The 16,915-nt window shown below is 61.4% G+C and carries 14 protein-coding genes; 8 read left to right on the plus strand and 6 right to left on the minus strand.

The genetic code is table 11. The features are described from left to right. A partial coding sequence (locus tag AAFH49_RS07400) for a DUF6348 family protein (protein WP_342296993.1) occupies nt 1-499 on the minus strand: 499 nt, incomplete at its 3' end. 128 nt (nt 500-627) lie between these two features. Here AAFH49_RS07400 and AAFH49_RS07405 point away from each other — a divergent pair. Continuing rightward, the gene (locus AAFH49_RS07405) at nt 628-1,050 is read left to right on the plus strand and encodes a hypothetical protein (protein WP_342296994.1); all 423 of its coding nucleotides are present in this window, start codon (nt 628-630) and stop codon (nt 1,048-1,050) included. A gap of 71 nt (nt 1,051-1,121) precedes the next feature. After that, a complete protein-coding gene (locus tag AAFH49_RS07410; protein ID WP_342296995.1) occupies nt 1,122-1,430 on the plus strand; it encodes a hypothetical protein in 309 nt (102 codons plus the stop codon). Between the two features lie 136 nt (nt 1,431-1,566). Here the strand turns inward: AAFH49_RS07410 and AAFH49_RS07415 are convergent, their stop codons facing one another. Further along, entirely contained in the window at nt 1,567-2,220 is a 654-nt protein-coding gene (locus AAFH49_RS07415) for a hypothetical protein (protein WP_342296996.1), read from the minus strand. A gap of 367 nt (nt 2,221-2,587) precedes the next feature. Then, nucleotides 2,588-3,169, minus strand: coding sequence for a hypothetical protein (locus AAFH49_RS07420; protein ID WP_342296997.1), 582 nt, complete (start codon nt 3,167-3,169; stop codon nt 2,588-2,590). 278 nt (nt 3,170-3,447) lie between these two features. On the opposite strand from AAFH49_RS07420, the gene AAFH49_RS07425 reads away from it, so the two are divergent. Both AAFH49_RS07425 and AAFH49_RS07430 read left to right on the plus strand, forming a co-directional pair. Continuing rightward, on the plus strand, nt 3,448-3,774 hold the full coding sequence (locus tag AAFH49_RS07425) for a hypothetical protein (RefSeq protein ID WP_342296999.1): 327 nt from the start codon (nt 3,448-3,450) through the stop codon (nt 3,772-3,774). Nucleotides 3,775-3,972: 198 nt separating this feature from the next. Further along, on the plus strand, nt 3,973-4,401 hold the full coding sequence (locus AAFH49_RS07430) for a hypothetical protein (RefSeq protein WP_342297000.1): 429 nt from the start codon (nt 3,973-3,975) through the stop codon (nt 4,399-4,401). A gap of 58 nt (nt 4,402-4,459) precedes the next feature. Here AAFH49_RS07430 and AAFH49_RS07435 read toward each other — a convergent pair whose 3' ends face one another. After that, nucleotides 4,460-5,407, minus strand: a complete 948-nt coding sequence (locus AAFH49_RS07435) for an HNH endonuclease (RefSeq protein ID WP_342297002.1) — start codon at nt 5,405-5,407, stop codon at nt 4,460-4,462. 238 nt (nt 5,408-5,645) lie between these two features. On the opposite strand from AAFH49_RS07435, the gene AAFH49_RS07440 reads away from it, so the two are divergent. From AAFH49_RS07440 to ppk1, 3 genes are all read left to right on the plus strand, one after another. Further along, nucleotides 5,646-8,945, plus strand: a complete 3,300-nt coding sequence (locus AAFH49_RS07440; RefSeq protein WP_342297003.1) for a right-handed parallel beta-helix repeat-containing protein — start codon at nt 5,646-5,648, stop codon at nt 8,943-8,945. Nucleotides 8,946-9,157: 212 nt separating this feature from the next. Then, nucleotides 9,158-9,652: a SixA phosphatase family protein gene (locus tag AAFH49_RS07445; protein ID WP_342297005.1), complete on the plus strand. Its 495-nt coding sequence runs from the start codon at nt 9,158-9,160 to the stop codon at nt 9,650-9,652. Between the two features lie 164 nt (nt 9,653-9,816). Next, complete coding sequence (gene ppk1 / locus AAFH49_RS07450; protein ID WP_342297006.1) at nt 9,817-11,889, plus strand: polyphosphate kinase 1; 2,073 nt, start codon at nt 9,817-9,819, stop codon at nt 11,887-11,889. A 117-nt stretch (nt 11,890-12,006) separates the two neighbouring features. Here the strand turns inward: ppk1 and AAFH49_RS07455 are convergent, their stop codons facing one another. After that, nucleotides 12,007-12,444, minus strand: a complete 438-nt coding sequence (locus AAFH49_RS07455) for a CHRD domain-containing protein (protein WP_342297007.1) — start codon at nt 12,442-12,444, stop codon at nt 12,007-12,009. 359 nt (nt 12,445-12,803) lie between these two features. On the opposite strand from AAFH49_RS07455, the gene AAFH49_RS07460 reads away from it, so the two are divergent. After that, the gene (locus AAFH49_RS07460; RefSeq protein ID WP_342297009.1) at nt 12,804-15,662 is read left to right on the plus strand and encodes a TonB-dependent receptor; all 2,859 of its coding nucleotides are present in this window, start codon (nt 12,804-12,806) and stop codon (nt 15,660-15,662) included. A gap of 105 nt (nt 15,663-15,767) precedes the next feature. Here the strand turns inward: AAFH49_RS07460 and AAFH49_RS07465 are convergent, their stop codons facing one another. Next, nucleotides 15,768-16,865, minus strand: coding sequence for a DUF6268 family outer membrane beta-barrel protein (locus tag AAFH49_RS07465; protein WP_342297011.1), 1,098 nt, complete (start codon nt 16,863-16,865; stop codon nt 15,768-15,770). Between the last annotated feature and the right edge of the window lie 50 nt (nt 16,866-16,915).

The raw sequence follows: 16,915 nt of genomic DNA on the forward strand, positions 1-16,915 counted from the left end.
ACGCCCCTTGCACCTGCAGCGGTCCCGCGACCGGGTGCCAGCGCGTGCCTTCCGGGAGGGCGACCCAGTCCAAGACCGGGTCGTGCCGGCCGTCTAAGGCCTGCAGCACCGCCGCCAGGACCCCGTCCACGTAAATCCGGGCCCCATTGGCGACCGCTTCGGCGGGGTCCGTGCCGTAGCCCACCAGGCAGTCGTCGATGGCCGTCGGGAAGTACTCGGGGTGGTGCACGCGCACGCCCAGGGTGCAGAGCACCGCCCCCGGGTGGCGGTCCACGCGGAACACCGTCGAGGTAAGGGGCAGGCCCAGTGGGGCCAGCTCCCATGCGTCGCCGCGGCTGACGACGCGCAGGTCGGGCGCGGCGGACTCGATGGCGGACCGCAGGCCCTGGCGAAGCGCTTCCAGCAGCGCAGGGGTAGCCGGGTCCTCGGGCGTGGCGCGTGGCGCAGCAGCGGGGGGCGGGGAACGAAAAAAATGCCGGAGGCGCTCAAACAAGCTCATGGAAGCATCCCACGCATAAGAAGCAAGGGGGCTGCAATAGTACTAGAAAAGCCACCATCTGATTCTCTGTTCACTTTTACGGTCGAACGAGCAAATGGAGCGTTTCTTTGGTGTGATGAATCGAGCGCATGATTGACCAACAGACCGGCCACTTGACTTTAGCCCCTTCGGTGTGCATCTGCGCCGGCGATTCGTTGGAAACGGTCGCTGCTCTCGTCGTGGGCGAATCGACGGAGGTGCGCGACTTGCACAACGGCTGGAAGTGGTTATCGACGCACAACGTCCCGGTAGGGCCGAACTACGTTCACTTCCACTTCTGTTTTTGCCAGAATTGCTTGCAGATGATTTCGGTGGGCATTTCGCCCGAGCGAACGGCACTACTTGGGAGTTGGGAAAACTGGTCGGAACGCGCTGAAAGGGAACGCTTAGGGGCATTGAAACACTGGGTGCGCGAAGAGCTAGGACGCGAAGGGCGCTTTTCCTGGGGAACCGTCACCGCGGATTATGACGAGAAGAGCGCCAGCAGCGGCATCACCATCACCTACAATTGAGCGCCCTACCGCTTCAAGGGTCGTGGCTTAAACGCGCTCCGTTCAAAAATAGGAGCGTCTAGCTTTGGTGAATGAGAGTTTCCACGCTGGTCCTGTCCGGGGTCACCGGCTGCGAAAGCAGAGCCCTCCGGTATTCGGCCTTTGAAGACTTAGTGGTGGGCTCGTATACCGTTCGCCTGTTCACCAACGGGGAGTGTGCAGTGGAAATGGGCCTGGGTTACCACGAAGGGCGCTACACCCTGCAGGGAGATACCATCCGCCTCACGTACCAGGAGGGCCCGCTGCGGGGAATGCCCACCCGCTTGCTGCTCACCCCCACTTACCTCGTTACCCTGCCTTCGCCGGAATATCCCCGGTCGACTAGGATGCACCGGCAATAGTTGACAGACGTTCAGCCAAACGGTGGCGTTTACGGACCGTGATTTCTGGCTTCGTGAGACTAAAATCACTTCTAAGCACCGGCCCTGTTGTCCCGAAGGGCCTGCCGGGCATTGCCGGGCTAACCCTTGCTCCTTTTTAGTATGGGTAGAGGCGCACGGACACAAGGACATCGTTTCGAAAAATGACCCGACAGTCACGGTCTACTTCTTCATTGCTTACGCGAATGGTGTCTGGATACCCGTTAAGTGTGCAGTCTTCGCAGATGGCTTTTATAAATTTTGCTTTGGGCATGCCAATGTCAATTCCGTGGCACATCCGGGCCAAGCGCTTGTCACTAATGAAAAGTTCGTCCAATAAGAAGTTGTAGGGGCTTTTACGAAACACAATCTTGGATTGATTTTTCGTCACCGTAATCAACGTATCCGTGGCGTTGTCATCGTAATGATTTTGCATGGTGGATTTCACGATGCTGGCGCTTCGAGACATTACACCTGCGATATCTTGCTCGTGCAGCTCGCGACAGAAAGGATCGAGAACAAAATCGCTTATTATCCGGGTGTCCTGCCGTCCGGCGGGCACTGGCTGCTTTTTACGGGGAATAGGTTCTGCTGGAGCAATGGACACCTCAACTCCGTTGGTGCGAGCAAGCGAATCGTTCGCCGTCGACAATTCGCCGGTGGAGACCGCGGCACTTCCTGTGGTTTTTGGGTCATTGCCACACGAAGCCACGAAGCAGGCCACGGTTAGCAGGCCGCAAAAAAAGATAGCAGGGGGCAACGCAAGGTTCATGTTCTTTTCTTATCATCGGCAGACCGATTAGCCGATGTGCAGACACGGCCTCGAAATATAAGTCAACGAAGGAGGGGAAGGCAATATGCTGCTTCCCTTCTGGGGCGATGGCGTCCGTTCAACAGGCGGAGCAAGGAGCCCGCGGGACGGGCCCACCCCGCCGCGGGGCAGATGCCCGCGGAGGACTACAGTTACTTCCTCCTACACGCGAGCGACAGCGCCACTGGTACTACGCCAGGTTCCAGCCTGTAAACACCGCTGATGGCTCCAGTATTCCAAGTTTACTTAAACGGTACTACGTTGAACGTGCTTCGTTCAGAAATTGGAGCCTTTGTGGAAGGTGTTAACCAGTCACAAGCCTGACTGGTCACTCCTGCACGGCGCCTTCGGGCAGCGTGTCGGGGAGCGGAAAATGAAAGAGGTCCTCCAGGCCTTGGGCGAGAACCGGCGCGGAGAAGGCCCCGGCGCACGGCGATGGCTTCCCGGACGACGCGCCCGCCTCGCGCAGCGCCTGTGCCAAGTGAAAGACGATTGCCTGGGGATCCGCGTAGGCCGCAACGGGGGCATTGCAGTACGAGAAAAGGCGTTGGCCTTTGCGGTAGACCAGCACCTTGACAATTGCCCCGTCCGTTGGCTCAATTCGAATGCCGCCCGTCCCGATTGAATCCAAGCGCACCACCTCTTGAGTTAAGGTCAGCACTTGCCGTCGTTGGGGTTCTGACAGGGCAAAACAATGGACGGCGGAGTCGGGCGCGTCCACGTTGAGGTGCAGCGCTTGTACCCGGCCAACCGAATCCATCCGGTAGGCCCACGTTTCGTTCTGGCCGTTAAAATGCAGCAGTTCCAGTACCTGGATGTCGTGCCCGGCGCCGGACGGCGCCCCGCAGCGCATGAACAGTGGCCCGGCCATGAGGAAAAAGAAGGCACCGCAGCGCGAAGGCATACTCATGGTTCAAATAAACGGTGTGTTGCACCGATTCCTAATGCTTTCTCCCTCTATCAGATAAACCGCTGCGCTTTAATGCCGAATTTCGGAGTACCAATTCAGAATGCAGAACGCGATATCATACCATACGCCGTAACCGGCCAGATACACGAAAATTTTATATCTAATAATGAGTGTATTACGATGAAAAACCCCTCCTTCCTGCCTGTTTTGATGCTGCTGGTTTCCGGCTCGCCGGGGCTTGGGGGGACGTTTGCGCTGCACTGCCCCCACACTTGCTCATGTCGTTAACCGCTTTCCTTGCTTTCCTGGCCAATATCCCGCTTAAGGGCGTGGCTGCTGGTGCCGCTGGTTTGGGGCTCAAGTCCCTGCTCAATACGCTGCTCACGAAGTTGCTTGACCGGCGAACTGAACGGCTGAAAGATGACCGCAGCGCGGTGGAACGTGAAAAGGACCGGCATCACGAAGCCAAGAAATGGCAGCACGAAGCCCAGGAACGCGAAAAGGACCGGGAGCACGAGGGTAAGAAGTGGAAGCACGAGAAAGCCCTGGCTCTCATCAACGCCCCGGCCCGCAGCACCAGCAGCAGCGTCATGGCTGTGGCTTAAGCCTCACCAGCAGCCCCGAAACGAGGTTTTAAAACCCTTTTCTCGTTTTGTCCCAATCACTCTGCTGCTGACTCACTGTAATCGATACCGTCGTGCCTTGAACGAGCTCTGTTCAGTTGAAGGAGGGTATGTTTAACATATCTGTGCCTGCGGCAACGTTACGACAACAATATATCCGTGGGACTACCCCTCATCCGTATGAAGTATGCACTCCCTGTAAAGCACAAAGGCGTATTGCTCCTGCTTAGTGGGATGTTGCTGTTCGGGTGGTATTGGGCACTTTGTGTACCTTCTCATAGAAGCTTATATGAAGCCCTCCGCTATATATATCATGAGGGAAGCCGGATAGGGCTCCTGGTTGAGTCCGCCCTGTTTTTCCTGCCGGCGGCCGCGGCACTACTACTGTATAGCAGTGCGCTCTTCCCTGCTAAACGGCGCATTAGAACGGGGGCATTCCTGCTGCTGGTGGTCGACACGCTGCTCAAGAGCTATATCTTCTTTGTATTGATAGCGCAGCAATACTTTGCCTTTTACTCAATGGATGTGCGTTTCCTGTTACCCTTTCCGAGCACCGCCCTCTTGTGGGTGCTTTTTTACATCACCCGGAAACGGGAACGAAGTGTCTGAATGGTCCCGATAGTAAAGACCAGTGTTCAGGAAAACGGTCAAAATAACAAACGGCAAGTCAGTGTCCCGCCTGCGCCGCCAGATTCCCCCGCCCCGGCCACCACTCCGGCCGGTGGGGCAGCCGCAGCTCCTGCCCCTCGAAGCGGCGCACGCCGTAGTCGCCGCCGCTGAGCTCGCCGAAATCCTCGGCCAGGCGCACACGGTAGTCGGCATCAATCCAGAACAGGTGGCGGTCGAAGGCGCGGTGCAGGTTGGGGCAGAGGGCCACGCCGTTGGGCAGGGTGTCGTCGTGGCTCACGGCCCAGGGCACGATGTGGCAGGCATCGAGCAGCGGCACGGGGCTGCTGCGGGTGCTGAGTAGCTTCAGGCCCGAGACGGCGCAGGTGTAGTCGTAGGCTTCGAGCACCACGCGCTTGAACACGCCGCTGCGCACCGTGAGGTCGAGCTCATCGGCGGGCGCTACGTGGGTGCGGTAGAGGGCGGCGGGCTCTTCCAGCATCTGGCGGCGGATGCCGGCCAGCGCCTCCTGGCCGGCGCGGGCGCGGTAGCGGCCCTGCGTTTGGGGGAAGTAGCGCGTGAGCAGGGCTTGCGTGAGGGCCGCCCGGTGGGCGGGCGCTTGCAGCAGCAGCCAGAGGTCGGCATCGAGGGCGGCGTAGGCCACCACGTCGCGCAGGTGGCGGAAGCTGCGGATGGAGCCCGAGCGGGTGAGCAGGATGTCGAGGCCGGGCCAGGTGTGCAGGTGCCAGAAGCCGTCGGAGCGCAGGTGGTAGAAGGGCAGGGCGAAGTTGGCGGCCGTGAACAGCGCCGAGGTGCCCAAATCGGTGCAGATGGCTTTGAAGGCCGCGATGAGCTCGGGCGTGATGCCGATGCGGTTGCCGGTGATGGAGCCGTCGGCGACGCCTTCGAGTACAGCCAGCAGCAGGGCGGGCTTGTAGGGGGCTTCGCCGTGCTGGCGGCTGGTGGCCACGCGCAGGTGCTGGAAGCGGCGGAGGTAGGTAGAGAGCATGAGAGGGCAGGAGAGGGCAGGGGGCCGGGCCCCGGGCAGTGGTCCCGGCCGGGCCGGAGCCAGCCGGGAAGGCGCGGGCGAGCTGGAAAAGGAATCGGGAAAAGGTACGCCGGGCGTCGCTTGCATCTGTGGCGGGCTCCGCGGACGAAGTGATTGATGGGCAGTCAGAACAGTGCAGGAGAGTAGGGGCAAAGGACGCTGGTAAGTTCAACCCATCATCACTTCCCATCCTAATCCTATGTTCAAACACTACTTTCTTGCCCTACTGCTGGCGCTGAGCTGTGGTCCGGCGTTTTCCGCTAAATTTTACGTGGCCCCCACGGGCAGCGACACCAACAGCGGCACCATTCAACAACCCTTCCTCTCCATTCAGCAGGCCCAGACGGCGGTGTCGGCCGGCGATACGGTGTGGGTGCGCGGCGGTGTTTACATGATGCAGAATTCGCAGATAGCGGGATACGGTGCCCCGTATGCCTACGTCACGCTGTTGAATAAAAGCGGCTCGGCCACGGCCGGCCGCATCAACTACTGGGCCTACCCGGGCGAGCGGCCGGTATTCAACTACGCCAACGTTAACCCCAACGTCACCAATGCCGGCGCTCCTTTCGTCGGCCCTTACCGCCTCAGCGCGTTTGAGGTGACGGGTTCGTACATCCACATTCGGGGGCTGGAAGTGGTGGGCGTGCGGGTGCCGTCCGTTAACAGCACCACCAACACGCTGTCCATCTGCTTTTCGCAGAGCGGGCAATTCGGCAACAACATCTACGAGCGGCTGAGTATGCACGACGGGCAGGCCATCGGCTTTTACCTGACCCGGGGCCCGAACAACCTCATCCTGAACTGCGACGCTTACCGCAACAACGACAATATCAACGCGCCCAACTCCACCGGCACCGCCAACGGCGGCAACGTGGACGGCTTCGGCTGCCACCCCAACCGGATAGACTACACGGGCAACGTGTTTCGCGGCTGCCGCGCCTGGCAAAACAGCGACGACGGCTACGACTGCATCTCGGCCTACACCGCCACCACGTTTGAGAACTGCTGGGCCTTTTACAACGGCTACACCCAGAACTTCGCGACCCGGGGCGACGGCAACGGCTTCAAGGCGGGCGGCTACGGCTCGACGGCCCTGACCGGCATCCCGTCGCCGGTGCCCAGCAACACCGTCCGGTTTTGCGTGTCGGTGCGCAACCGGTCGAACGGCTTCTACTCCAACCACCACCTGGAGGGCAGCACCTGGCTCAACAACACGGCCTATAACAACGCCGTGAACTTCGACATGCTGAACCGCAAGGCCCGTAATTCTACCGATTACCTCACCGATGTGCCCGGCTACCACCACACGCTGCGCAACAACATCAGCCTGCTGCCCCGCTCCACCAACGCCGCCACCCGCGACCTGAACAACTACGACGCAACGCCCGGGGCCAACACCACCGACCACAACACCTTCCTGAACCCCGCCGTGACGGTGGACCCCAGCGACTTCGTGAGCCTGGACACCACCCTGTTGCGGGCCCCGCGCCAGGCCGACGGCAGCCTGCCCGTGACCAGCCTGCTCCGCCTGGCCCCCGGCAGCGACCTGATTGACGCCGGCGTCGACGTGGGCTTTCCCTACAGCGGCACCGCGCCCGACCTGGGGGCCTACGAAACGGCCAACCCCACCATCTGGACCGGCGCGGTGAGCACCGATTGGTTTGACGCCGCCAACTGGACCGGCGGCGTGCCCACGGCCACCCTCGATGCCCTTATTCCGGCCGCAACCCGCTACCCGGCCATCGCCGCAGGCACTGCCACGGCCCAAAACCTGACCATCAGCGTTGGGGCAATGCTCAACCAAGGCGGCGGCACGCTCAGCCTTACCGGCAACCTGACCAACAACGGCACCTTCGCCGCCACCGAGGGCACGCTGGCTACCAGCGGCACCGTCAACCAGCTGTTGGGCGGCAGCAGCGCCAGCACCTATAAAAACCTGACCATTGGGGCCGGTGGCGCCGCCCTCGGCACCACAACCAGCATCCGGGGCGTGCTCACGTTGGTGGGCAACCTGGCCACCAACAGCAAAGTCCTGACGCTGCTCTCCAGTGTGAGCGGTGGCGTGGCCACCGACGCGCTGGTGGTGAACAGCGGCGGCCGGGTACTGGGCACGGCCACCGTGCAGCGCGCCATCGACCCGAGCGGCAACGCCGGGCTGGGCTACCGCCAGTACGCGGCGCCGGTGAGTAATACCACCGTGGCCGACCTGGCTACCAGCGGCTTCACTCCCGTGGTAAACCCCGCCTACAACTCGGCCGCCGCTCCGGGCAGCGTGCGGCCGTTCCCGACCGTGTACGGCTACGACGACAGCCGCCTGACCCTCACCAATACCATGAGTAGCTTCGATAAAGGCTGGTTCTCGCCGGATGCGCTGACCGATGCGCTGGCCGTGGGCCGGGGCTACACCGTGAATATCGGAGCCGGCGAGCTGGTCGATTTCCAGGGCACCCTCACCAGCGGCGACCAGGCGCTGGCCCTGCCCAGCAACCGCGCCAGCTACCCCGACGGCGGCTGGCAGCTGCTGGGCAACCCGTACCCCGCCCCGCTCGACTACTCCCTGGTAGCGCCCGCCGACCGCCCGGGCCTGGAGGCCGCCATGTATGTATTCGGCAGCAGCGCCCAGTACGCGGGGCAGTACCGCAGCTACATTAATGGCATCGGCAACCCGGTGCTGCCGGTGGGGCAGGCGTTTTTCGCCCGCGTGGCGGCCGGCCAATCCTCGGCCAGCCTCACCTTCCGCAACAGCCAGCGTCTGACCGCGCCCAGCGCCACCACCTTCCAGCGCACCACCGCCGAAACCCGGCCTCTGGTGCAGCTCACATTGCAAGGCGTCGGCCGCCCGCTGGTGGACGAGGCCACGGTTTACTTCGAAAACGGGGCTACCAGCGGCTTCGATGCTGCTTACGACGCCGAGAAGCTGCCCAACCCTTCCGGTCTTAACTTATCAACCAGCCTGGCTGGCCACCAGCTCAGCATCGACGGCCAGCCCGGCCTCGGCACCGCTCAGCGCGTGGTGCCGTTGGCCGTGGGCGTGCCGCAGGCGGGCACCTACACCCTCACAGCCAACCAACTGCTAAACCTGAACACCACCGCCGTGTACCTGCGCGACGTGCAGCTCGGCACCCTCACCGACCTCACGCAGCAGCCCACGTACCAGTTCACGGTGACCAATGCCGCCGCGCTCAACACCACACGCTTCGAGCTGGTATTTGCGGCGCGGTCGGCCCTGGCAGTAGCGTCGGCGGCTTTATCTCAGCAAGTAGCATTATACCCCAACCCGGCCAAAAATCAAGTGACCATTGAGTTCCCGCTCAGCCTAAACCGCCAGCCGGTAACGGCCGCTTTGGTTGATGCCCTGGGCCGGGTGGTGCGCCAGCAGGTGCTGCCCGCTGGTGCGGTTGCCCACGCGCTGGCCTTGCCTAACGTGGCGCCCGGCGTCTACTCCCTGCGCCTGACTACGGAAGTGGGAGTGGTGGTGAAAAAGCTGATTGTGGAATAATCGGAAAGCTGGGAAAAGCCCCGTCGCCAGGTTGGCGGCGGGGCTTTTTTGTTGCGGCTTCTATATTGAACGGTCATGCTTCGGCTCCGCTCAGCATGACTGTTCAATTAACACGACCGTTCAGCTGTTAAGACTTCTCAAGCAGACTTCTCCGCCCCTCATAACCTTTTCCTAATGCCCGGGGTAAGCAAAAGCCCGTTAGCTTCGCCCGTATGAAAACCCTCTATCTCCTTCGCCACGCCAAATCCAGCTGGAGCTTCGATGAGCTCAGCGACCAGGAACGCCCGCTCAACGACCGTGGCCGCGACGATGCCCCCCTGATGGGCCAGGCGCTGGCCAAGCGCCGCATCTGCCCCGATGTGATTGTGAGTTCGCCCGCCGTGCGCGCCATGAGCACGGCCGTGCTGGTGGCCCGCGAAATGCAGTACCCGCACGATAAAATCGTGGTCGAGTCCGGCATCTACGGGGCCGACGTGGACGATTTTCTGGCCATTCTTAAGGATTTGCCCGATTCGGCCGCCTCGGCCCTGGTGGTGGGCCACAACCCCACCATCACCGAAACGGCCAACACCCTCTCTCCCTCCAGCATCAATGAGATGCCCACCGCCGCCGTGGTCTGCCTGCGCTTCGAGTGCGAGCAGTGGGCCGAAGTGAGCAAGGTAAACGCCGAGTTTTATTTCTACGACTACCCGCGCAACGCGGAGTAGAAACGGAGCACTAATCAGGCCGGGGTAACAAAAAAAGAACGTCATGCTGAGCTTGTCGAAGCATCTCTACCGTAGAAGTAATCAATGCTCTTGCAACGAAGCGGTAGAGATGCTTCGACAAGCTCAGCAGGACGTTCTGCTCATTCTTAATCGACTTCCAAGAATTGAAAACCCTTTCCCGCGACCTGAGCTGGCTGCGTTTCAACGCCCGCGTGCTGCAAGAAGCCCAGACGGATACCGTGCCGCTGCTGGAGCGCCTCAAGTTCCTGGCCATTTTCAGCAGCAACCTCGACGAGTTTTTCAAGGTGCGGGTGGCCACGCTACGACGGCTGACTAAGCTCAAAAAGAAAACCCGCGCCAAGCTCGGCGAAAGCCCCAAGCGGCAGCTCAAAGAGGTGCTGGCCGAGGTGGCACGGCAGCAGGAGGAATTCGGGGCCACGTTCCGCGGGCAGCTGCTGCCCGAGCTCAACCGCCACCACATCCACCTGCTCACGGAGGCCGAGCTCACCGATAAGCAGCGCGAGTGGACGGCCCGCTACTTTGAGAAAAACGTGCGCGACCTGCTCTCGCCCGTGGCCCTCGATGATACCCTGCACCACCTTTTCCTGAAGGACCAGGCCGTCTACCTCACTTTCTTCCTGAGCCAGCCCAACGCTGCCACCAGCAAAGCCAAGAACAAGCACGCCGACGAGCGGGTGCTGATAATGGAGCTGCCCACCAAGCGCCACGGCGGCCGCTTCGTGCGCCTGCCCGATGAGGGCGAGGAGCGTTACGTCCTGTTTCTGGACGACGTAATCCGCGTAGGGGCGGCCGGACTGTTCCCTGCTTATCAGCAGGTGGAAGTCAATGCAGTGAAACTCTCACGCGATGCCGAGCTGGACATCGAAGAAGAGGTTTCGGGCGATTTGATGGAGAAAATCCGCAGCAGCCTGGCCAAGCGCACCACCGGATTCCCGGCCCGCATGCTCTTCGACCCCCAGATGCCGAAGGAAGTCCTGCGCGCCATCAAGCAGAAAACCGGCATCACCGACGAAGAATTGGTGGAGGGCAGCCGCTACCACAATTTTCGCGACTTCTTCGGCTTCCCCAATTTTGGCGAGGCCGACTTTCACTACCCGCCCCGGCCGGCGCTGCCGCACCCCACGCTGCCGCGCACGGGCAGCCTGCTGGCGGCCATCGGCCAGCGCGACCACCTGCTGCACCCTCCCTACCAGTCCTTCGACTACGTGACGCGCCTGCTGCGCGAAGCCGCCGCCGACCCGCGCGTGTCCGGCATCAGCATCACGCTCTACCGCGTGGCCAGCAAAAGTGCCGTAGTAAAAGCCCTGCTCAAAGCCGCTAAAAACGGCAAGCAGGTCACCGTGGTAGTCGAGCTGAAAGCGCGGTTCGATGAGGAATCCAACCTCTTCTGGGCCGATAAGCTGAAGCGGGCCGGCGCGCACGTCGTCTTCACCCCGCCCGAGCTCAAAGTGCACAGCAAGCTCCTGCTCATCACTCGCCGCGAGGACGACGAAACCACGCGCCGCTACGGCTATTTCAGCACCGGCAACTTCAACGAAAGCACCAGCGAGCTTTACACTGACCACGGCCTGTTCACGGCCGATGAGCGGCTGACCCGGGAATCAGCCGCCGTGTTTGAGTACCTGCGCGACCAAGCCACCGTGCCCGAGCTACACCAGCTGCTGGTGGCCCCTTTCGGCCTGCGCTCCGGCCTTTGTGCCCTGATTGACTACGAAATCAAACAGGCCAAAAAAGGCCACGAGGCCTACATCATCCTCAAAGTGAATGCCGTGGAGGACGAGGGCATGATTGCCAAGCTCTACGAGGCCAGCCACGCCGGCGTGCGCGTCGAGCTCATCGTGCGCGGCATTGGCCGGCTGGTGCCGGGCCAGCCCGGCTTCAGTGAAAATATCAGCCAGCGCGGCCTCGTCGACCGTTTTCTGGAGCACAGCCGGGTGTACGTGTTCGGCCACGGCGGCGAGGAAAAAGTCTACGTGTCTTCCGCCGACTGGATGACCCGCAACCTCGACCGCCGCGTGGAAGTCGCCTTCCCCATCCTCGACGAAAGCCTGCGTGCCGAGGTACGCCACCTGCTCGATTTCCAGCGCAACGACAACGTGAAGGCCCGCGATTTCGAGAATGCGTTCATCCCGGCCGTAGAGGGCGAAAAGCCCCTGCGCGCTCAGGAGGCCACCTATGCCTGGCTGAAAGGCCAGAAGCGCCGCCAGCGCAAATAGCGCAGCTTCGGCCGCTGTTAATAAGAAAAGGCCCGCTATCAGCATAGCGGGCCTTTTTTGCGGACTCAACTTGGGCTGTCCCACCGGCAATAATGAGCCGATAGCTGACCCGGCTGATTACTTCTTTTTGATGTCGCCGCGAATCTCGCCGTTCGGGAAAGCCGTCGAGTGCATGTTCACATACATGCCATTGTTGAGCAGCTGGGTAGCCTGGTCGTCCGTGAGCGTTACCGTGCCCGTGATGGGCGACGTCAGCGAAGAGAATGGAATGGCCACTGCTCCGTTGACGCCCGGGGCGCCCGAGTGGATGTGAGCCGCCGAAGGCGTAAAACCAGAAAACGTAACGGTGTACGTGAGCTGCTTATTGCTGCTGGTGTATACACCTGCAAAGGTCCCGGCGGCAGTGGTGCTGTTGGCCGGCACCTGCTGCGTCCCATTGATGGCAGCCGTTAGATTGGTGGTGGTGCTAGCTGCGGGCGTGGCGTCGTCTTTTTTGCTGCAGGCAGTAAAGAGGCTCAATGCGGATGCTGCGAAGATAATGTAGGACTTTTTCATTTTTTGAAATTGAGTTGGTGTCTAATTGGGCTTTGAAAAAAGTTTAAGTTATTGTGACTATAACTTAAACAAAAGGAAAAGGTTTAGGGTATTATTCCATAATGGGGACGTGCAGTTACACTCTATTGCGCTTTGACCCTGTTTTTTCCCAATTTGGGACAAATAACAGTTTTCCCTTTTCGGTCTCTAAAACAAGATTTTACCTGGACAGTAATAAGTCTGCAACTGGCTGTTTATAAAAGCAGAATAAGATTATTCCGGCTTGCTGTTGCGTTAAAAGTGTTTCGTTTACGACTCTTTTTTCTGCGCTGGGTTCAACATTTAGTCTTTTTATAATTTTTTTCTCCTCCCGTTTTCGCATGAATAATTTTACCCTGCGTTGTTTCCTATTGGGTGTTTCGTTGAGTCCGGCATTGCTACCGGCCACCGCCCAGGCGCAAACTCCCATTACCCCAGGCGAGGGTGCCGGGGCCACCACCGCCGGCAGCTCGTCGACCCTGACCGGCCAGGTCACCTCTGCCCAGGGACAGGTGCAGCCTAATACCTCGGTGTCAATCATCTCGCTGGCTACCAGCCAGCGCCGCACCGTGCAGGCCAGCCAGACGGGCACGTTCACCATTGGCGGGCTGGTATCTGGCGGGCCCTACGTGGTGCAGGTGCAGCAGCCCGGCTTCCGGGTGCAGAACATCACCAACGTGTTTCTGAAGGCCGGTGAAGCCACTGTGCTCACCGTGACGCTGAACCCCGAAACCGTAGCCGTAGGTACCCGTCGTAGCGACCGTACCGCCCTGGAATCGGCGGTGCCGGTAGATGTGGTGGAAATGAGCGAACTGGTGCGCACCGTGCCCCAGACCGACCTCACGCAGCTGCTGCAATACACGGTGGCGGCCTTCAACTCGACGCGCCAGACGGGGGCCGGCGGCTCCGACCACGTGGACCCGGCCAGCCTGCGCGGCCTGGGTACCGACCAGATGCTGGTGCTCGTGAACGGCAAGCGCCGCCACACCACCGCCCTGGTAAACCTGCTGAGCAACCGCGGCCTGGGCAGCGTGGGCACCGACCTCAACACCTTGTCTAGCTTGGGCGTGGAGCGTGTGGAAGTGCTGCGCGATGGTGCCGCGGCCCAGTACGGCTCCGACGCCATTGCCGGCGTAATGAACATCAACCTGAAGAGTGACAACCACGGCGGCAGCGTGCTGCTGAGCTCGGGCGTGACTTCGGAGGGCGACGGCCTGGCCACGCTGCTGGGCGTGAATAAAGGCTTCCGCTTGGGAGAAAAAGGGTTTTTGAACCTGACCGCCGACGCTGACTACCGCGGCCGCACCACCCGCGGTTACGCCCGCGACCCGCTGGTGAGCCCCGTATTCGTGGCCAACAACCCGGCCGCTGAGCAGGCCGCGCTGGCGGCCGCCGGCAAGACCTACAAAGACTTTGAGCAGCACAACGGCGATGCCCGCGTGCGCAACGTGCGCGGCTTGTTCAATGCCCGGGTGGAGGTATCGGAAGCCCTGGCGTTTTACGGTTTCGGCAGCTACAACTTCCGCCGGGGGCAGGCCAATACGCCGTGGGTACTGCCCGCCACCCAGCCCAACGAAGTGGTGAAGGAGCTGTTTCCGTACGGCTACCAGCCCGAGGTGAACACGCGCATCCATGACGGCGCGGGCACGGTGGGCGTGGTGCTGGGCCGCAGCGGCCCCAACCATTGGACCCTGGACCTGAGCAACACCACTGGCTACAACCGCATGAACTACGACCTGGCCAACACGCTGAATGCGTCGCTGGGCTCGGAGTCGCCCACGGTGTTTGCCAATGCCGGCGGCTTCCAGTTTCTGCAAAACGTGACCAACGCCACGGCCAACCGCTTTTTTGATAAAGTGCTGGCCGGCACCAACGTGGCTTTCGGCGGCGAGTTCCGGGCCGACCGCTACGAAATCATGCGCGGCGATGAGCGCGCCGAGGCGGAGTACGACAATAACTCGCTGGCCCAGCAGGGCGCGCAGGGCTTCAGCGGCTTTGGCCAGGCCTCGGCGGTAGTGGGCAGCCGTACCAACGTGGGCGCTTTCCTCGACGTGGAAGCCGACGTAACCAAGCGCTGGAGCGTGAGCGGCGCGCTGCGCTACGAGAACTATTCCACCTTCGGCTCGGCCTTTATTTACAAGGCCACGACGCGGGTGAAGGTGGCGGATTTCCTGGCCGTGCGCGGCGCGTTCAACACGGGCTTCCGGGCGCCGTCGCTCCAGCAGGTGCTCTACCGCCAGATTACGCAGCGCCCCGGCGTGAGCGGGGTGGTGTACTCCGGCATTTTCAACAACCAAGACGAACTGACCCAGAAAGCCCAGGTACCCACCCTGACGCCCGAAAAATCGCGGAGCTACAGCGCCGGTCTGGTGCTCACGCCCACGCCGTCGTTCTCACTCACGGCCGATGCGTATTTGATTGACATCGACAACCGCATCACGCTGTCGGGCTTGCTGCGGCCGGGTTCGGGCATCAGCCCGGAGTTTACCCAGCTGCTGGCCAACAACCGCGTGAGCCAGGCCCAGTTCTTCACCAATGACCTGGACACCCGCACGCAGGGCATCGACGTGGTGGGCAGCTACCGCCATGCCCTCGGCAAGGGCCAGCTCACGGTGACGGCGGCGGCCAACTTCAACCAGACCCGCACCCGCGCCCAGAACATCCCGGCCAACTTCAGCAGCCTGCAAACCGACGACAACCCGACCACCAACTACATCGACCCGCGCCAGCTTTCGCTCATCGAAACCGGCAACCCGGCCAGCAAAATCCTGCTCGGCGTGAACTACAGCCTGGGTAAATTCGGCATCGGCCTGCGCAATACGTACTTCGGCGAAGTAAAATACTACGACGTGGCCCCCGACCCGGCCCGGTACGATTTCGGCAGCTACCTGCTGGTGTTCAAGCCCCGCACCGTGACCGATTTGCTCATCAGCTACCAGCCCGCCAAGGCGCTGACGCTGACCTTGGGCGCGCAAAACCTCTTCAACGTGAAGCCCAATACCCTCAACGAGGCGGCTTCCAACGGCGTGGCACCCGGCGGTTTCGCCAGCCGAGGCGATTTCGAGCGGTATTTCCAGAACCGCTACGGTGTGCCGTCGCCCTTCCCCGCCAACCACGACGTGTACCCATATGCTCCGGTGCAAATGGGCTTCAACGGAGCTTTCCTGTACCTGAAGGCGGTGTATAACTTCGGGATTTAGGTAGTAAAAAGCAGTAGGGTGCGGGGCTTGCCCCCGCCCGGCGTTGAACGGTATCATCGTTCAATGCCGGGCGGGGGCAAGCCCCGCATCCTACTGCTTTTATTTCTACTTCCGGCTGCGTTCAGCCTTTTGCAGCAGCTTCCGGGGCGGCACGATGAACAGGTCCAGGCTGGCGTAGGGCGTGCCGCCGAGCTGGCTGTTGATGAGGCGGTCGCGGGTGCTGTTGGTGCGGTCGAAGGCGTTGAACTGGTAGTTGTAGCGGTAGCCGGCTTCGATGCCCGTCCAGAGGAAGGACAGGAGTTCGTGCTCGTAGCGCAGGCGGAATTTCAAGTCAATCTGGCGCAGCTCCAGCGAGGTGACTTTGGGGTTGTTGGGCGCGGCGAAGGGCGTGCGCAGCTTCAGGTTGTAGTTGTTGCTGGCCACCTCGTAGCCGGCAAACAGCAGTGAATTGGACGACAGGTTGCGCCGCACCAGCACCCGGGCCGGAAACAGCGCCTCCACGCCCCAGCGCGGGTTGAAGGAGCGGTTGTACACCAGCACGGGGTAGATGCTCTGGCGGCCCAGGTTGTAGCCCAGCTGCACGCCCAGGCCCCAGGCAAACGTGGGGCTGCGCTTCCAGCCGTAGATGAATTCGGAAGTGACTTTGAGGTAGTCGCTCACGCTGAGCTCGTCGGAATTATAGTCGCCGTTAAGCTCGGTTTTGGTGCGGAAAAGGTACCAGTGCACCGCATCCACCGGCCGAATCACGGCCAGCTGCGCGCCAATCACGCTCAACCCCTTGTTTTCGATGTTGCTGTAGAGGCCGTACTGGTCGGTAGTGGCCGGCGTACTGAACTGGAATTCCTGGCGGTCGTAGTTCAGGCCTAGAATGAGCTTGAGGTGCGGGTGGTTGAGCAGCGGCGCGTAGGCCTTGATGACAAGGTTGGCGTTTTTGCTAACCTGGGTATTGTAGTCAGAACCCCCGCCCACGGCCGTACTTTTCAGGCTGAAATTGCCCGGAATCCGCTCGTACTTCACAATCAGACCCTTGCTCGGCCCCATGCCCACCACCTGCGAGTTGGCAAAGGTCTGGGCATCGGAGCGGCCGGCCCCGGCCGTATCGAGCGGCGCGGGCGGCGGGTACACGGGGATATCCTGCGCGGCGGCTCGGCCCAAACCCAGCAGCAGTAGAGCACCCAAACGAAGAAAGCGTACCTGATTCATGACAGAAAAGGCCGGGCCTGATGTAGCCCGGCCTTCGCCCTTACGATAAT

Source organism: Hymenobacter segetis (genome assembly GCF_038448715.1).
Taxonomy (GTDB): domain Bacteria; phylum Bacteroidota; class Bacteroidia; order Cytophagales; family Hymenobacteraceae; genus Hymenobacter; species Hymenobacter segetis.